The 16,953-nt window shown below is 47.5% G+C and carries 15 protein-coding genes and 1 pseudogene; 5 read left to right on the forward strand and 11 right to left on the reverse strand.

What is annotated here, in order from left to right:
* Positions 1–82 precede the first annotated feature (82 nt).
* From BUC05_RS22035 to BUC05_RS07805, 3 genes and pseudogenes are all read left to right on the forward strand, one after another.
* Positions 83–631, forward strand: coding sequence for a YesL family protein (locus tag BUC05_RS22035; RefSeq protein ID WP_367618631.1), 549 nt, complete (start codon positions 83–85; stop codon positions 629–631).
* 60 nt (positions 632–691) lie between these two features.
* Positions 692–799 (forward strand): annotated as a pseudogene (locus BUC05_RS21710) (NAD(P)-dependent oxidoreductase); the annotation flags it as partial.
* Between the two features lie 57 nt (positions 800–856).
* Positions 857–1,273 (forward strand): gamma-glutamylcyclotransferase family protein, encoded by a 417-nt coding sequence (locus BUC05_RS07805; protein ID WP_073304486.1) that lies wholly within the window; start codon positions 857–859, stop codon positions 1,271–1,273.
* Positions 1,274–1,364: 91 nt separating this feature from the next.
* Here BUC05_RS07805 and BUC05_RS07810 read toward each other — a convergent pair whose 3' ends face one another.
* The 6 genes from BUC05_RS07810 to BUC05_RS07835 form a co-directional block, all read right to left on the reverse strand.
* Positions 1,365–2,717: an aspartate aminotransferase family protein gene (locus tag BUC05_RS07810; protein ID WP_279626598.1), complete on the reverse strand. Its 1,353-nt coding sequence runs from the start codon at positions 2,715–2,717 to the stop codon at positions 1,365–1,367.
* Positions 2,714–3,958 carry a Zn-dependent hydrolase gene (locus BUC05_RS07815; RefSeq protein ID WP_011248619.1) on the reverse strand — a complete coding sequence of 415 codons (1,245 nt, stop codon included), beginning with the start codon at positions 3,956–3,958 and terminating at the stop codon, positions 2,714–2,716. Before BUC05_RS07815 ends, BUC05_RS07810 begins: the two co-directional genes overlap by 4 nt.
* Positions 3,945–4,193: a hypothetical protein gene (locus BUC05_RS07820; protein ID WP_011248618.1), complete on the reverse strand. Its 249-nt coding sequence runs from the start codon at positions 4,191–4,193 to the stop codon at positions 3,945–3,947. The genes BUC05_RS07815 and BUC05_RS07820 overlap by 14 nt, the downstream gene beginning before the upstream one ends.
* A gap of 63 nt (positions 4,194–4,256) precedes the next feature.
* Positions 4,257–5,672, reverse strand: coding sequence for a dihydropyrimidinase (hydA, locus tag BUC05_RS07825; RefSeq protein ID WP_011248617.1), 1,416 nt, complete (start codon positions 5,670–5,672; stop codon positions 4,257–4,259).
* Positions 5,673–5,722: 50 nt separating this feature from the next.
* On the reverse strand, positions 5,723–6,982 hold the full coding sequence (preA, locus tag BUC05_RS07830; protein WP_073304488.1) for an NAD-dependent dihydropyrimidine dehydrogenase subunit PreA: 1,260 nt from the start codon (positions 6,980–6,982) through the stop codon (positions 5,723–5,725).
* Positions 6,983–6,993: 11 nt separating this feature from the next.
* Positions 6,994–8,340, reverse strand: coding sequence for an NAD(P)-dependent oxidoreductase (locus BUC05_RS07835; protein WP_011248615.1), 1,347 nt, complete (start codon positions 8,338–8,340; stop codon positions 6,994–6,996).
* 234 nt (positions 8,341–8,574) lie between these two features.
* On the opposite strand from BUC05_RS07835, the gene BUC05_RS07840 reads away from it, so the two are divergent.
* Positions 8,575–9,087, forward strand: a complete 513-nt coding sequence (locus BUC05_RS07840) for a hypothetical protein (protein ID WP_011248614.1) — start codon at positions 8,575–8,577, stop codon at positions 9,085–9,087.
* A 692-nt stretch (positions 9,088–9,779) separates the two neighbouring features.
* On the opposite strand, the gene BUC05_RS22040 is transcribed toward BUC05_RS07840, so the two are convergent.
* Together BUC05_RS22040 and uvrA are read right to left on the reverse strand one after the other, a co-directional pair.
* The gene (locus tag BUC05_RS22040) at positions 9,780–9,866 is read right to left on the reverse strand and encodes a putative holin-like toxin (RefSeq protein WP_220557514.1); all 87 of its coding nucleotides are present in this window, start codon (positions 9,864–9,866) and stop codon (positions 9,780–9,782) included.
* A 267-nt stretch (positions 9,867–10,133) separates the two neighbouring features.
* Entirely contained in the window at positions 10,134–12,575 is a 2,442-nt protein-coding gene (gene uvrA, locus BUC05_RS07845) for an excinuclease ABC subunit UvrA (protein WP_073304490.1), read from the reverse strand.
* 215 nt (positions 12,576–12,790) lie between these two features.
* On the opposite strand from uvrA, the gene BUC05_RS07850 reads away from it, so the two are divergent.
* Positions 12,791–13,522: a MerR family transcriptional regulator gene (locus BUC05_RS07850; protein WP_073304492.1), complete on the forward strand. Its 732-nt coding sequence runs from the start codon at positions 12,791–12,793 to the stop codon at positions 13,520–13,522.
* Positions 13,523–13,663: 141 nt separating this feature from the next.
* On the opposite strand, the gene BUC05_RS07855 is transcribed toward BUC05_RS07850, so the two are convergent.
* The 3 genes from BUC05_RS07855 to BUC05_RS07865 are packed head-to-tail and all read right to left on the reverse strand — an operon-like array spanning position 13,664 to position 16,827.
* Positions 13,664–14,530 (reverse strand): carbohydrate ABC transporter permease, encoded by an 867-nt coding sequence (locus tag BUC05_RS07855; protein ID WP_073304494.1) that lies wholly within the window; start codon positions 14,528–14,530, stop codon positions 13,664–13,666.
* A gap of 17 nt (positions 14,531–14,547) precedes the next feature.
* The gene (locus BUC05_RS07860; RefSeq protein WP_084140037.1) at positions 14,548–15,486 is read right to left on the reverse strand and encodes a carbohydrate ABC transporter permease; all 939 of its coding nucleotides are present in this window, start codon (positions 15,484–15,486) and stop codon (positions 14,548–14,550) included.
* Positions 15,487–15,498: 12 nt separating this feature from the next.
* Positions 15,499–16,827, reverse strand: a complete 1,329-nt coding sequence (locus BUC05_RS07865; RefSeq protein WP_035206156.1) for an ABC transporter substrate-binding protein — start codon at positions 16,825–16,827, stop codon at positions 15,499–15,501.
* Between the last annotated feature and the right edge of the window lie 126 nt (positions 16,828–16,953).

Genomic DNA, 16,953 nt, shown 5'->3' on the forward strand with positions numbered 1-16,953 from the left:
GGTAGGAGGGATTCTAATGGAATTAAACGGGCCTTTCGGGTTTATTTATAAAGCGTCAATCTGGATTACCAAATTAGCGTATATGAATATCCTGTGGATCCTATTCTCTGTAGCAGGCTTTATACTACTTGGGATATTCCCAGCTACGGTTTCCATCTTTGCAATTATACGAAAATGGAGGAAAGGAGATACCGAGGTTCCAATTTTTAAGACGTTTTGGCGATTTTACAGGAGTGAATTTTTCAAAAGTAATCAGCTTGGTTTCATTCTTCTCATTATAGGATTTATCCTATATGTCGACCTGAGGATTCTCTATTTAACAGGGGGGTTCTTACAACTACTCTACTATCCGATCCTAATCTTATTTTTTATATACCTTTTAGTTTGCCTCAATGCGTTCCCGGTTTATGTACATTATGAATTAAAAGCATTACAAATCATTAGAACGTCGTTTATTAGGATTATTATAAACCCCCTTTCTACTCTCGCAATGCTAGCTGGAACGATTGGCGTTATCTTTTTGACCAACTTCATACCAGGCATTATCCCGTTTTTCAGCGTTGTATTATTGGCACTTGTACTAGTATGGTCCTTTTTTATTACAACAAAAGGCATAAGCGGAGTTTCTTAAAATAATAGATGACAGCGCCAATTATATTCAAGATGATGAGCCGGATGTAGTCGTTCGTAGGGCAACAGTTACATTAGCTATGCCGACTTTGCCATTGCCATCGCCGATGAAGTGGAGCAAGCTTCCGTATTAAAAGGCCGTTTTTCCGTTGTAGGGGAAGAACTGTAAGTATACCAGATTTTTTGAAGAAACGAGTAGCAAGCTGTCAGAATAGGGTGTGGTGTGATGCAAGGAAACAACAAAAATTTCCTATTCGTTTATGGGACATTGCGAAAAGGCGGCGCCAACGACCATTACTTGCAGCACAGCGAGTTAGTGGAGGACACATGTTGGATCATAGGGGAAATGCACAATACGCCATTTGGCTATCCAATTGTCCGTTTTCGTGGACAGGAGAAAATTAGAGGCGAGCTTTATGCGGTCACAAGCGAGGAACTCATCCGTATTGACGAATTGGAAGGCTATAACCCTGAAGGCAAAAGTGAAAATGAGTACGAGCGTGTCGAATGCACTGTCTATACAGACGAAAGCGAGACAAATGCTTACACGTATATCGCTGGAATTGGTTTCGCGAATATCAATGAACCGATCGTTGGCGGGGATTGGCTCGGTTTTTTGGCAGGAAAGAAAACGGAACGCTGACATTTGAAATGCATTTCCTTGCTGTAAAGGGTGCCAACAGGAAGGCAGATGTGGAAATAGGCGAGCAAACGCGCTCGCCTTAGATTGATGCTTATGCAAATGTACGCAGAACGCTGGACACGGTATCGACGAGAAATGCTAAATCTTCTTCGCTAGAAGTGAGTGGTGGGGCGATAATTAAAACATTGCCTCCTCCTGGAATCGTGTCGCTGTTTTTGCCGATGATCAGCCCTTGTTTTTGGCAAGCGGTTACAACCGCTTTCATCGTATCGTCATCAGCTGGCTCCTTGGTCTGTTTATCTTGAACAAGTTCTATGCCGTAAAGGAAGCCAATTCCGCGCACTTCGCCGACAATCGAAAGTTGTTCAAGTTGTTTCAATTTGCCAAGAACGGTATGGCCTAGCGTTTCGACTCGATTGACAATCTGTTCACGCTCAATAATATCAATCGCTTTTAACGCGACCGCGCAAGACGCCGGGTGTCCGCCGTAGGTGGAGATGTGGCGGAAATGGCTGGTCTCGCCTTTTCCATCGAATGCTTGATATACATTTTCGGCAACGCACGTAGCGCCTAGTGGGAGATAGCCGCTCGTAAGCCCTTTTGCCAGTGTGATAATGTCAGGTTTGAAATCGTCATCGCCATGCATAAAGCCGAATAGCTTGCCGGTCCGGCCGAAGCCAGAGACGACTTCATCTAAAATGAGCAACACTTGATAGCGATCGCAAATGTCGCGGACACGTTTGTAATAGTCGTTTGATTGAGGGTAAATGACGCCGCCGCCGGAAATAATCGGTTCCATTATAAACGCGGCGATTGTTTCAGGGCCTTCCCATAAAATCGTTTGTTCAAGAAAATCAGCGGCCTGCTGGTCGTCTTCCGCAGCAGAGCCAAAGCTTGATCGATAGGCGTAAGGCGGTGGAATATGCAAAAAGCCAGGCAAAGCAGCGTCGTACTTTATTTTGCGATTTGCTTGGGCCGTAGCCGCAAGGGCGCCAAGGGAGTTGCCATGGTAGCCGCGGTAACGGGAAATGATTTTTTGTTTTTCTGGGGAGCCGGTTTGCTTATGGTATTGGCGCGCGATTTTAAAGGCCGTTTCGTTCGCGTCAGAGCCGCCGTTGGCAAAAAAGGTGCGAAACCCGCCACCAAGCAAAGCGGCTAATTTTTCAGCCAGAGCGATCGCTGGCTGGTGGCCAAGGGAAAGGGGAAAGTAGGCAAGTTTGTTCATTTGCTCAGTCGCTGCTTCAATGATTTCCGTTTGCCCATGACCAAGATTTAGGCACCATAGCCCAGAGACTCCGTCCATGTAGCGGTTGCCATTTGTATCCGTAAACCACGACCCTTCACCTGAATCGGCGATAAGAGGCGCGGCTCCTGGACGTTGCATCGCATGCCAGACATATTGCTCGTCTTTTTTAGCCAATGTCGGTTCCATTCCAGTGTTCACTGTTTAATCGCCTCCTCGTGCATCGTTCGTTTCAATGCCGTTTCTAATAGGACATTGACGCCCTTTTCGCAGTCCTCCCAAGAAGTCCATTCTTCCTCAGCGTGACTAATTCCTCCCCGGCTTGGAACAAAAATCATGGCTGTCGGGACAAGGGAAGAAATAAATTGAGCATCGTGGCCAGCGCCGCTCACCATGCGTTTACAAGGATAGCCGAGTGCTTTAGCCGATTCTTCTACTTGGGCGACGAGGCTGTTGTTAAACCAAACCGTCTCTCGGCTCCATCGCTTTGTTGCCTGACAAGGAAGGGAGCACGCTCCGGCGACTTCCTGAATCACAGTCTCTACTGCGGCCAGTACCGCTTCGTCTTGATGCCTAGCTTCAAGAGTGAAGACAGCACGGCCAGGAATGACTGTATGGATGTTCGGAAACACATTAAAGCGTCCGATCGTATAAACGAGCGTGTCGTCTAACGGTGCTAGCTTTTCGTGGAAAGCGGTCATGCAGGCGTTGGCTGCGGTTAGTGCATCATGACGCATCCGTTGCGGCGTTGTTCCAGCGTGGTTGGATTTTCCGCAAATCTCGATTTCGTAACAAACCATGCCCACAACGCACTCAACGGCGCCAATGGTTTGCTTTTCTGCTTCTAAAACTGGTCCTTGTTCGATATGCAGTTCTAAAAAAGCGCTTGCGTCCGTCAGCCGATGGTGGGCCGAGCCAGCAAAACCACTCGCCGCCAGAGCCTCTCCAAAAGAAACGCCATCTTGGTCTGTTGATTGCAACATTGCGTCTTTGCTAAATTTTCCAGCCAAAATCCCTGATGCCATCATCGAAGGCTCAAAACGGGCGCCTTCCTCGTTGGTGAAATTGATCAGTCCGAGGGGCACATTTAATTCAAGCTTATGTTCGACTACTGTGCGTAGTACTTCTAAGGCACCTGCAACACCGAGGACACCATCGAAACGCCCTCCTTTTTTTACCGTATCAAGGTGGGAACCAAGGTAGACTGGCGGGACATCGCGCTGTTTTCCTGGAATTACACTGTACATGTTTCCGAGATCGTCCGTCGTTACTACAAGCCCGAGCGCTTCACATTGCTGGCGCAAATAAGCCCGTGCTTGCTGGTCTTCTTCAGACAGGGCAAGGCGTGTGACGCCATTGTTGCCTGTTGCCCCAAATGCTGCGAACGTTTGGAGCGTTTGTTTAAGCCGCTCGTGATTGACTGTTAGCTTATTGGTGTTCATGGGCATTGCCTCCTTGGCTAGTAACGGTTTGCCAGGCTTGCCCTTTACAAAAAAGGGTTGAAGCATATTTACGTGCGTTGGCATTTGCTGCTAAAAAGGTTTTGGTTGTCCCTGCTTTCGTGAACAATACCGTGGAGCCGTTTAAGTGATCGGAAATCGATGCAATTTTATAGCCGTCTGCGATAAGCGCATCAATTGCTCCTTTTTCTTTTTGAAAGTGGGTATATTCCGCCATCAAACCTCTCCTTTCGACATCGCTTGTTCATGTTTGCGGAATAAATGGGCAAGTGCCCACATATCAGCGCTGGCCTACTAAATCGTTCGTCCATAACTCCCCATAGCGCGCCCGTTTTAGAAACGCTCCTTCTCCTGGAGTGCCGACATAGGTTTGATCGCGGACGATAACTTTTCCCCGCGACAGCACAGTCCGCGGCGTCCCTTTTACGCGCATTCCTTCAAAGGCGCTGTAATCTACAGCGAGGTGGTGTGTACGAGCTGACAGGACACGCTCTGCTTGGGGGTCAAACAAGACGATGTCTGCATCGGCTCCGACAGCGATGCAGCCTTTTTTCGGATACAGTCCGAACAGTTTGGCTGCCCGTGTTGAGACGAGGTCCACAAACTCGTTAAGGCCGATGCGCCCTTTGGCTACGCCTTCTGAATACAGGAGCGAAAAGCGGTCTTCAATAATAGGCCCGCCATTTGGGATTTTTGTAAAGTCGTTAATGCCCAAGTCTTTTTGGCCAGCGAAGTCAAACGAACACTGGTCGCTGCCAATGGTTTGCAATGCCCCCGTTTTTAGTGCCTTCCAGAGGGCGTCTTGGTGCTGTTTTTCCCGCAGCGGCGGCGACCATACATATTTTGCTCCTTCAAATCCAGGTTTTCGCAACATGCTTTCATCAAGCACTAAATATTGCGGGCATGTTTCGCCCCAAATGTCTGCCCCTTGCTTACGCGCTTCGGCAATTTGTTGGACGGCCTCTTGGCAAGTGACATGGACCACATAAAGCTGCGACTGTGCAAGGGAGGCGAGCTGGCAAGCACGCCCGGTCGCTTCTCCTTCCGCTTCGACAGGGCGAGTGAGAGCGTGGTAAATAGGCGCCGTTTTTCCTTCTTTCAACGCTTGCTTTGTTAAATAATCAATGACGTCGCCATTCTCGGCATGGACCATAACTAAAGCGCCTAGTTCTTTCGCTTTTGTGAGCGTCTCAAATAGAGTGGCATCATCGGCTTGGAACACATGCTTATACGCCATAAATACTTTAAAGGATGAAATGCCTTCCGTTGAGACGATTGCTGGCAATTCATTGAGCACAGCTTCGTTGATTTCACCGATCATTAAATGGAAGCCGTAGTCAATGGCTGCTTTTCCTGCTGCTTTTTTATGCCATGCTTCTATTGCCGTATGCAGCGGCTTTTCTTTCTCAGTCAGGCAAAAATCAATGATTGTCGTTGTCCCGCCATAGGCAGCGGCAATCGTTCCTGTTTCAAAATCATCTTTTGTGACAGTGCCTCCAAACGGCATGTCCAGGTGTGTATGGGGGTCAATGCCGCCAGGAAAGACAAAGCAGCCGCTTGCATCGATGATTTCGTCTACTCCTTGAACAGCCAATTGTTGGCCAATTTGCGCAATCGTTTCACCTTCGATCAACAAGTCAGCTTTATACGTATCAGAAGCAGTCACGATCGTCCCGTTTTGTATAAGTCGTTTCATTGTTTTCCCCCTACCATCTCTTTTTTCGGCCGCTTGTGTTTAAGCTCGGTTCAGTCATTGGCTATAGCAGCCTGCCGTTCATTCCAAGACATTGGCGGCAGCCCGTTCGGTTTTGGCACCATGGCAATCGCGCCCTCTACTGGGCAAACAATGGAGCACAAGTTGCAGCCAACACATTCGTCTTCATCGACTTTCAAGTAAGGAGCACCGTTCTCGTCTGTATAGCGGCCAATGCATTGGTGGGCCGTATCTTCACAGGAGATGTGGCATTTGTTGCAGTTGATGCATACATCCCGATTGATTCGAGCAACGACTTGATGGTTTAAATTGAGGTTGCCCCATTCAGAATAGCGATGAACCGATTGGCCAACTAATTCTTGCACGGAAGCAAGCCCTTTTTCCTCTAAATAGGCGGATAGCCCATCAAGCAAATCTTCGACAATGCGAAAGCCATGGTGCATGGCAGCGGTGCACACTTGCACGTTTGAAGCGCCCATCAGTAAAAATTGCACCGCATCTTGCCAAGTAGCAATGCCGCCAATTCCTGAAATCGGTATATTGACATTCGGATGGCGGGCACAATCGCCAAGCATATGCAAGGCAATGGGCTTAACAGCTGGGCCGCAGTAGCCGCCATGAGTGCCTAGGCCATCGACATTCGGTATCGTTTGCCAAGTGTCGATGTCGACGCCGGCCAGGCTGTTGATTGTGTTAATCAAACTAATGGCATCAGCGCCTCCTTGAGCAGCGGCCTCAGCCGTGGCGGTAATATCAGTAATATTTGGCGTCAGTTTGACGATAACAGGTGTTTTTGCCACTTCTTTTACCCAAACGGTTTGCTGTTCAACGAGCGCAGGCACTTGGCCAGAGGCCGAACCCATGCCTCGTTCCGCCATGCCATGGGGACAGCCAAAATTTAGTTCAAGACCGTCCACTCCTACTGCCTCGACGCGTTTGACAATCTCATGCCATTTTTCCTGTTTAGGTTCCACCATTAATGAGGCGACAATGGCATGGTTGGGGAAACGTTTTTTTGTATCGGCGATTTCTTGCAAATTAACATCCAGCGGGCGGTCTGAAATCAGTTCAATGTTATTAAAACCTGCCACGCGCTTGCCATTGAAGTGGAGGGCAGCGAAACGGGAGGTGGAGTTCATAATCGGTTCGCCAAGCGTCTTCCAGACGGCCCCACCCCAACCAGCCTCAAACGCCCGCTGCACTTGATAGCCAGAGTTGGTCGGCGGAGCGCTGGCAAGCCAAAATGGGTTAGGCGATGTAATGCCAGCTAAATTGCTAATGAGGTCAGCCATCGAATTCCTCCTTATGCGCTCGTTTCAGCCCGTTGGCTGCGTCGTTTTTTATCAATTGCGTACGCCACTTGCTTCCCTTGTTCGGCAGCCGCAACTACCATTGCTTCACCTTGCCCTTGGCCGAATATCGCGTCGCCGCAGGCAAAAACGCCTTTTACAGATGTTTCATAGTGATGGTCAATTGAAATAACACCGTTGTGTGTAGCAATGCCAACGTCTTCGAGCCAACGATGGCGCGCTTGCCCAATCGCTTTAATGATAAAGTCTGTTTTGATGACAAATGTCGCTCCTGTTGGAATCGGTGTTCTTCGTCCGCTTTCATCTGCCTCAGTCAAAGCCATTTCGGCGCATTTCAAAGCCGTTACGCGCCCTTTTTCATCACCAAGTACAGCGATAGGGGAGACAAGCCAGCGAAACTCAACGCCATCTTGTTTGGCAAACTCATATTCAAATTGGTAAGCAGTCATTTCTGCTTCTGTGCGGCGATACAGAACTTTGACGTTTTCCGCCCCTAAACGGACGGCGCATGTGGCTCCATCAATCGCTGTGTTGCCGGCGCCGATGACAACGCCTCGCTTTCCTTGGAATTGTTGGGGCAACGTGGTGGACTTCGTTGCCTTTACAAGATCAATGGCATCATAAACACCATGAAGTTCTTCGCCGGGAATGCCGAGAGGGGGTACGTTTGCCATGCCAACCGCTAAAACAACAGCATCAAAGGATTGCTGTAGCTCTGCAAGAGAAAGGTCGACTCCAATACGCGTGTTTGTCTGAATGGAGACGCCGAGAGACTTGACCTGTTCGACTTCCCATAAAGAGATGCGCTTTGGCAGACGGAATGAGACGATGCCGTACGTATCAAGGCCGCCGGCTTCCGTTTCTGCCTCATAAACGGTTACCGCATAGCCAAGCAAAGCAAGCTCCCGCGCGGCAGATAACCCTGCTGGCCCTCCGCCGACAACCGCTACTTTCTGTCCGTTTCGTTTGCCCGCTGTAAACAATGGTTTCTCGTTTTGGATCGCCCAGTCAGTCGCATAACGCTGCAATTTGCCGATCATAATCGGTTTCGATGTCTGATTCAGGACACACGCGCCTTCACATAGTTCTTCCGTCGGGCAAACCCTGGCGCAACTGGCTCCGATCGGGTTAGCCTCCATGATCGTCCGAGCGGAGCCTGTCAAATTATTTGTTGTGATTTTTTGAATGAATGAGGGGATGTCAATTCCGGTAGGACATGCAGTAATGCATGGTGCATCATAGCAATAAAGGCACCTAGTTGCTTCATCTGTCGCTTCTTGGGTGGATAATGGCGGTTCGACTTCTTGGAAATTCAATGGGATGGATTCCGATCGTTCCATATAATAGCCTCCCTTTTGTGACAGTACCAGTTAGGCACAAGCTGGTATTTAAATAACTATATGATAGAAATAATTGAAAATCACTGTTATCGTTAGATTTTCTATCCAATTCCGAATGAATTGGACAAAGTGGCTTCTTCTTTTAAATGGAGAACAGCATCGAGGCAGCCAATCCGTTTAGGTACGTGTATAATAGAAGGAACGAATGATAACTTTTACAAAGAGGTCTTGTCGATGAACTCATTCTTAAAACGTGTGCGGCTTGCAGTCCGACTTCCGCAAAGACAGGCGGTGTTCCAACTGAACAAAGAACGGATCGGCGTCCCGTTTTTATATGTTGGTTTGCTGTCAGCCCTTGTTTGTATCCCATTGTCTATTGAGACATTTTTACAGTCCGAAGGAATTATTGCCGATTTGGCGTTGCCTATGTTCCTTGTCTATTTTGTGTTTGTGTATTTTCCGTTATTTGCCCTTTCTGTTTACAGCCTGTTAGCGGTTGTGACAGCTTTGGCAAGGGCGATCGCGCTAGCGGCTAAACGGAAATTAACGTTTTTAATGCTTTATAAAATCGCTTGCTTTGCGGCAACGTTGCCGATCCTAGGTTACGGTGCGTGCTTGCTCGTAAATGAGGATTGGGCTAAAATCTGGGTTGGAATCAGTATCGTGTTTATACTCGTGCTTTTAATTCGGCTCCTTTTCCATTATCCACAGGCGAATAAAAGCAAGTTACATAAACAAACGAAATAAAAGCTCACACAACGTTGGCTGTGTGAGCGATAAAAGACGTAACTTAAGTGAGGTGAAGAGTGATCGAACGTAGCCCAATGATTCTTGTACTGATTGGATTCATAGGGGTTGTCCTGTTTGCCGTAGGTATTTTCTTTAGTTCTAACAGTGTGGGTCCAATTATAGGGATAACAGGAGCATTCTCTCTTTCGTATAGTGCGTACAAACTAACTTCAGGATTAATGAAGAATAAAACATAAAAAGGACTCTTTGCTCCCTGCAACATTAGAGCAAAATCGCATAGTTTTATAGAGTGGTACAAAGTAGACGAAAAGCTACTAACTTTATTAAAGAAAATGAAAGTATTAATATGTAAGCTCTCGAAGAAGACAATTTCAGAACTTTATGGAATGTCTTATACAGTCTGTCCATCTCGGTAGTAGAGGTACAAATAATTAAAGGGCTTGATCATTTAGTAATCACCCTGAGTCAACTTATGACTTAGAAGAAAATGGTTGAAATGTTGAAAACAGTCGGGTTTAAACAAGGTTTTCATTTCCTGAAAAAAAGGGTATACTGGTCATAAGAAATGAGTAAAGTAAAAAGACTGAAGGTGTTCCAGCACCTTCAGTCAAATAATAGCTCGGTTCCCTGCAAGGGGGATCGGCCGATGGTTACGAATAATCCACCTGAGCCGCTAACTCAAGGGTGGATTATTTTTTGTGGTTGTGAAAGGACAGCAATGCAACGATCAGTAGCCCGAACGTCAACATAAGGGAAATTCCTTCAAATACTGTCATACAGCAACACCCCCTTTCATGGGAGTGTGCCGACCACCCTTGAGTAAACCGTTATGCTATTATTCTCAAATTATAGCACGTTTTTCCATTAGTCTCTATTGTTCGTAGCCTCTTTTAGAGACTGTCAGTTAAACATATTGCATGGAAAGGGGATTCCCTTTACTAGCTAAAGTTCTATCTTTCTGTAACGGCAATCGATGCCTGAAGCCCTGTAGCGAACAAAAAAAGAAGCTCACAACATGGTCCGTGTGAGCTTCTTTTTGGTCATTACAAATAAGGAGCTAAAAAGGCACCAGTAAATGAGCTTTTTTCGCGAGCAATGTCTTGTGGCTTTCCCATGGCAACGACTTTCCCGCCAGCGTCTCCTCCGCCAGGCCCCATATCAATCACCCAGTCGGATGCGGCAATCAATTCTGTTGTATGTTCGACCACGACGACGGTATTGCCTGCATCAACGAGCTTTCCAAGTAAAACGAACAAGTTTTCAATATCAGAAGGGTGCAAGCCCGTTGTCGGTTCATCCAGCAAGTAAAGGGTATGGCCTGTTGTCTGTTTGGCCAGTTCCTTTGCCAGTTTCAACCGCTGTGCTTCACCGCCGGATAGCGTTGTGACTGGCTGGCCCCATTGCAAGTAGCCAAGGCCGACTTCACAAAGGAGCTGGAGCAGCGCTGTTAATTTTTTTTGGCCGTCAAATAGCGCTAAACTCTCTTCGATCCGTAAGTTTAGCATGTCCGCAATGGTATAGCCGCTAAATGTTACGGCAAGTACGTCCTTTTTAAAGCGTTTGCCGTGGCAAACGGGGCATTCTACTTGCAAGTGAGAAAGGAAATGCATGTCAACGGCAACTTGGCCAAGTCCTTCACAACGGTCGCAGCGTCCGCCTGGCGTATTAAATGAAAAGCTTTTTGCGTTTAATCCACGTTCTTTTGCGGCGGGCAATGCGGCAAATCGTTTTCGGAGATAGGCGAACAAGTCCATGTACGTTGCGACATTGGAACGCTGCATCCGGGAAAGGGGCGCTTGGTCTACGCGAATGATCGCGTCAACTTGTTCAAGCCCGCTAATATGTGGGCAGCCTTCAAAATGGGACGGAGTCGCCTCGGCGAGAACATCGAAAACAAGTGACGATTTGCCTGATCCCGACACGCCTGTGACTGCGGTTAATGTTTGCAATGGAAAAGAGGCGGTGACGTCTTTTAAGTTATGCTTGTTGGCTTTGTGAATGGTGATTGTTTTCCCATTTCCCGGCCGCTTTGCCCCTTGCAGGCGGCGCTCGCGTTTTAAATAAGCACCTGTAATGGAAGCCTGTTGATTCATTAGCTCGGCCAACGTTCCTTGGCCGACGATTTCTCCGCCAAACCGCCCTGCGGCCGGGCCCACATCAATGACATGGTCCGCTTCAGCAATGACACGTGCATCATGTTCAATAACGAGTACGGTATTGCCTAAGTCGCGGAGCTGCTTCATAATATCGACCAGCCCATCTGTGTCTTTAGGGTGGAGTCCGGCTGTAGGCTCGTCCAATAAATACAAGACGCCTGTGAGACCCGAGCCTAGGATCGAGGCGAGGCGAAGCCGTTGAGCTTCTCCGCCTGAAAGTGTGACTGAATTGCGATCGAGAGACAAATAGCCAAGGCCGATGCGGATTATACGCTCCACTTTGACAGACAAATCATGGAGAACGGTATGAAGCAACGAGTCACCAGCTTGTTTGTAAAAACGTTGCACGTCGCCAATCCATTCGTGTAGATCATGAATGGAGCTTTTGCAAATGCTAGGCAATGTTCGGCTGCAGACGGTGACTTCCCTTGTTTCCTTTTTTAAGCGCTCACCTTTGCAGCTTGGGCACTCTTGCAGGATAAAGTAAGCAGCCTCGCCTGACTGCCCGTTATTTTCTTGGTAGCGGCGCCACATGCCAGTCAAAACACCCTCGAATTTGCCTTTGCTTACAGTTTTAGGCGGTTTTGTATGGGGGAAATGGCGTGTAAACGCGTCGCTTTCTACGCCGTGGAAAAGCAAGTCGAGTTCAGCTTCGCTATAAGCGTTGAGCGCTTTATTTCCGCGAATGTCGAGTTCATAATAGCGCCCCGCTGCTTCAAGGATAGCTGTGTAATATTGCCGGACACTATCGTACCAGAAGGTGACAGCGCCTTCTTCAAGGCTTTTGTCCATCTGGAAGACGGCTTCTTTGTTGATGTCTGTCACCGTGCCGAGGCCGCTGCATGAAGGGCAAGCACCGCTTGGTGTATTGAATGAGAACGCTGCTTTTGTTAACGGTTCATGGACACGGGCACAGGCAGGGCAATGGATTGCCTCTTGCTCGTCGACAGGCGGTGGGATCAGTGTTTGACAGTCTAGGCACCGTCTTTCGCCTTTCTTTTGAAAGATGAGACGCAAATACGTATACATATCCGTCACCGTGCCAACTGTTGAACGAGGATTGCGATTGGTGCGGTGCTGATTGACGGCGATGGACGGGGACAGGCCGTCGATTGAATCAACAGCTGGTTTTTCGAGTGACTCTCCTGATTCCCCGTTCGATTCCATGTATTGGCGTTGGCATTCTCGTTGCAACAAGTCAAGTGCCAGTGTCGACTTGCCCGATCCAGAGGGGCCAGTAACGACGACAAACTGATGCTTTGGAATATCGAGTGACACGTTCTTTAAGTTATTTTCCCGTGCGCCGCGAATGCGGATCATATCCTTCATGCAAAAACCTCCTTAAATGGTTGTGCCCTTTTAGAGGGAGCAAGTTTTATTCTATAACAGTCATGCAAGTGATAATGTTTGAAGAAAGTTTCTCCCATATAAAGCGATTTTCCGAAAAAAAACATTATGGTAGCACTTTAAGGATTTGTAAGAAGGTTTGCGGGAACGTTGGCCAATTGGTATAGTGAAAACACGAGTTTGCAAGGAGGGCTTCAATGAAGCATTACCGACCAATTGATATTGCGCGTGAACTGAACATTAGCACGAGTGCACTCCGCCATTATGAGTCGTGGGGGATTATTCCACAGCCAGAACGGGCGGCCAATCAGTACCGCCTTTATACGAATGAACATCTCGCCTATTTCCGTTGTCTCCGCGCTATGATTCCTGGTTTTGGTTTTCCGTTGACAGCAAAAGTGCTCCGTGCCGTCCAGAATGGCGACGTGGACAAGGCTTTTTGGCTTGTTAGCGGAGAACAGGCACAGCTGTACAACGAAAAAACGGTCGCAGAACAAACGCTTGCCTTGCTCCGCAATCCAGATTTATCGCCAATTGAAGGGAAGAAGTTAAAAAGCCATATGACGATTGGCGAGGCTGCGACACTGACAGAAGTCCCTCCTTCGGCTATCCGCCATTGGGAAAAAGAAGGGCTGATTCATCCAGACCGTCATCCCGAAAATGGCTATCGTTTGTTCACGCCCATGCATATCCGCCAAATTTTATTGATTCGCACGATGCGCCGGACCGTCTATTTTCTTGAAAACATAAAAAAAGTGGTTCACGCCCTTGAACATCACAGTGTGGAAGAAGCACAGAAAATGACGGAACAGGCATTGTCTACACTCCACCAACGCAACCGTGACCAATTTTGGGGCATCCAAAAACTAATGGCGCTCTGCCATGAAGTGGGGCTCATTAAAGAAGAGTGGAAAAATTTTTATTTTTAGCGTGCGTCGGAAGCCTGGAATCGAGGAATGTAGATGCAGGGAAAGGAGAGGGCTTGTCGCTTAATGAAAAGGTGTTCGATTAAAAAAGCAGGGGAGAGCAGTTGGCCGAAAACGTATAAAGCCAGCTCTCTCCCTGAATCTTTATCCTTTTGTCCCTGAAATGACGACACCTTGGATGAAATATTTTTGCGCCAAGAAGAACAAAACGAGCGGCGGTATGACGGCCATCACTGAGGCGGCCATCAAGAGCTGCCACGGTGTTGCTGCATAAGCAGCGGTAAAATTGGCGAGCCCTAACGAAAGCGGATACAAATCTTGCGTGTTCAAATAAATGAGCGGTCCGATCAAGTCATTCCAGCGAAACATAAATTCAAGAATGGCAGCCGTAGCCATTGCCGGAAACGACAGCGGCAAAATGATGCGGAAAAAAATCGTAAAGTAGCCGCCGCCGTCGATAGTGACAGCCTCGTCTAATTCTTTTGGCAACCCCATATAAAACTGACGCAACAAAAAGATTAAAAAGGCGCTGCCAGCCAGCATGGGAACGGTTAATGGCAAGTAAGAGTCGACCCAGCCAATTTTATTGAACAGCAAGTATTGTGGGATCATCGTTACTTGTGGCGGCAACATCATCGTGCTAAGCACGATGGCAAATAAAAATGTTTTTCCTCTTGCGCGGAAGCGGGCAAAGCCAAAGGCAATGAAGGCAGAGAAGAACACAGTGCCGCAAACGGTGACGATTGTGTACCACGTTGTATTCCATAAATAGGTGCCAAAAGGGTGGTTTTGAAACACCTCGACGTAATTGCTCCAATTCCAGTTATTCGGCAGCAAAGACAGTGGCTCTGAAACAATTTGTTCCAACGATTTCAGCGACGTAAACACCATCCATAATACAGGGAACAAAAAGAAAGCAAGGCCAAGGACTAATGCAGCGTAAGTGAAAACTTTACCGGCGGTGGACAGCTCCCCAGGCGCGTAATTGGTTTTGCGAAAGATTCCTTTCATCAGAAAGCCTCCTTTCCTTACTTGTCATATTCATAGTGGACCGATTTTCTTGACACATAAAGGGACAAGAACGTCAACGCAAAAATGATTAAAAACAAAATCCATGCTTGTGCAGATGCGTAACCGATGCGATTTTGGAAAAAGGCCGTTTCAAACAGATAGTAGACGTAAAAGTAAGACATCCAGTCGGGGCCGCCATCCGTGATGACGTAAGCTTGGGTGAAAATTTGAAAGGAAGAAATGAGCGCGATGATCCCGTTAAAAAGAATCACAGGCGATATGAGCGGCACAGTGATATTGCGGAATCGCCGCCATGCCCCGGCACCATCAATGGCCGCCGCTTCGTACAATTCTTTTGGCAGCTGTTGCAGGCTCGCTAGAAAAATAATCATGGTACTGCCGACTGCTGTCAGCTGCATAAGCACGAAGGAAGGAATGACGGTATAAGGGTCAGTAAACCAGCCAGGCCCTTGAATGCCGAATAGTTCATATAGAATGGAATTGACGATGCCAAATTGGGGGTTTAAAATCCACATCCATAAAAAAGCGACGGAGACGCCAGAAATAATCGAAGGGGCATAAAAAAATGTGCGGAAAAATGCTTGCCCTTTTATTTTCATGTTTAGAAGCATCGCCAATCCCAGTCCAACGATCATCGTAAATGGAATGGCTAGCGCTGCATAAGCGAATGTCACAAACAGCGATCGATAAAAGAGCGGGTCGGAAAAAAGGTTGATGAAGTTTTGCAAGCCGACAAAAGTGGCTGTGTCCATGATGGCATAATCGGTAAAACTAAAGTACAGCGATGCAAGAATGGGTCCGCCAATAAATAGCAAAAAGCCGACGAGCCAAGGGGAAATAAACAGCCAAAAATACTTTTCTTCAAGCCGTGCCCCAATCGATACGGTTTTGTTTGCTGACTTTGACAACGCTCTTGGATAAGTTGGTTGTGCCACGATCATCCCTCCTTAATAAGTTAGCGCCTTTAAATTGTTCTGAAGCTCTTCCAGTCCTTCCTCTACGCCTTTGCGCCGGTCGTAAATAGCATTAACGGTCATGTTTTGGTGCTTCATGATAGGCGCAAAATTAGAAATTAAGTGGTTGTCTGTCGGGCGTCCATATTTGAGTGCGCCTTCATCTGCTTTGCGCAAATCATCCACTGAAATGCCTGTTCGCTCGGAAATCAGTTCATACCAAAGTTCTTTCAATTCGCTATGAGCGGGGCTTTCTAACGTCATTTCGACCATCCATTTAGCAGCTTTGTCTGGGTCCATTAAAAATTTGAGGAATTCCCATGCTTCTTCTGGATGCTTGCTGCCTTCGCTAATTGACCACGGGTCGACGTAAAGGGGAATTTGCCGGTCTTCGTTTGTATAAGGATAAGCTGCAAGCCCCCAGTTTAAGTCAGTATTGGCGTATTGGCGTGTCCCCCAACCGCCTTTCATGACCATGCCGACGCGCCCGCTTAAAAATGGGTCACTTAGTTGCGCAAGTGCGGCCACTTCGCTTTGCGGCGGCATCACTTCGTGTTCGTTAATCAAATCGTACCGTGCTTGGATGGCTTCGTAATTGCGTGGGTTGGTTGTCACAGTCGGCTCGACTAGTTCTCCTGTTTCATACGTTTCCTCAGCAAATAAGTCCCCGCCAAACATCCATGCATCCCGGTTAGGGGAATTGTCATTCAAAATCCCGTAAACGCGCTGGGTCGGCGGCAGATCGTTTTCCGTAATCGCTTTTGCTGCTTCAATCATTGCGTCCCAGTCCCAGCTTTTATCTTCCCAGTCGGTCGGCGGCGGTTCGATGCCAGCCGCATCAAACAAGTCACGATTGTAGTAAAGAAAAGAGCCCATCGATAAGATCGGTAGCCCAAAAGTTCCTTCCTCTGTGCGGTAAATTTCCAACAATGTTTCGTCAATGCCTTCTACCACTTCTGGATCTTGCTCGATATAAGGCGTTAAATCTTTTAAAGCACCTAGCTTATGGTAACCACCAAAGCCAGAATCAGCCCAGTTTGGCGACCAAACGTCTGGAACATTGCCGCCAGCAATCATTGTTTGCAACTTTTGGTCAATTTCCCCTTGTGGAATCGTCTGTAAGCGGACTTTAATTCCAGGATGCTCTTTTTCAAACTCTTCAATGACCCGGTGCTCCCATTTAATTAAGTTTGGGTCGCTGCGGACAAGCCATGTTAGTTCGACTTCGTTTGTTGTCACTGCCTCTTCATTCGCACAGCTTCCAGTGGCCAGCAACGGCAGCAGCAACGGCATAAAAAGCAGCGGTTTAACCGATCTTTTCATGAAAGTCCCTCCTCAGTTAATTGTAAACGCTTACATTGATAAGTAAATGGTTCGCTTTCCCTTTGCGAAATCCTTCCTTGTTGCTACACAATCCTGAAACGAATGACTTCATTATTTATATGCATG

The organism is Shouchella rhizosphaerae (genome assembly GCF_900142675.1).
GTDB classification, from domain to species: domain Bacteria; phylum Bacillota; class Bacilli; order Bacillales; family Bacillaceae_D; genus Shouchella; species Shouchella rhizosphaerae.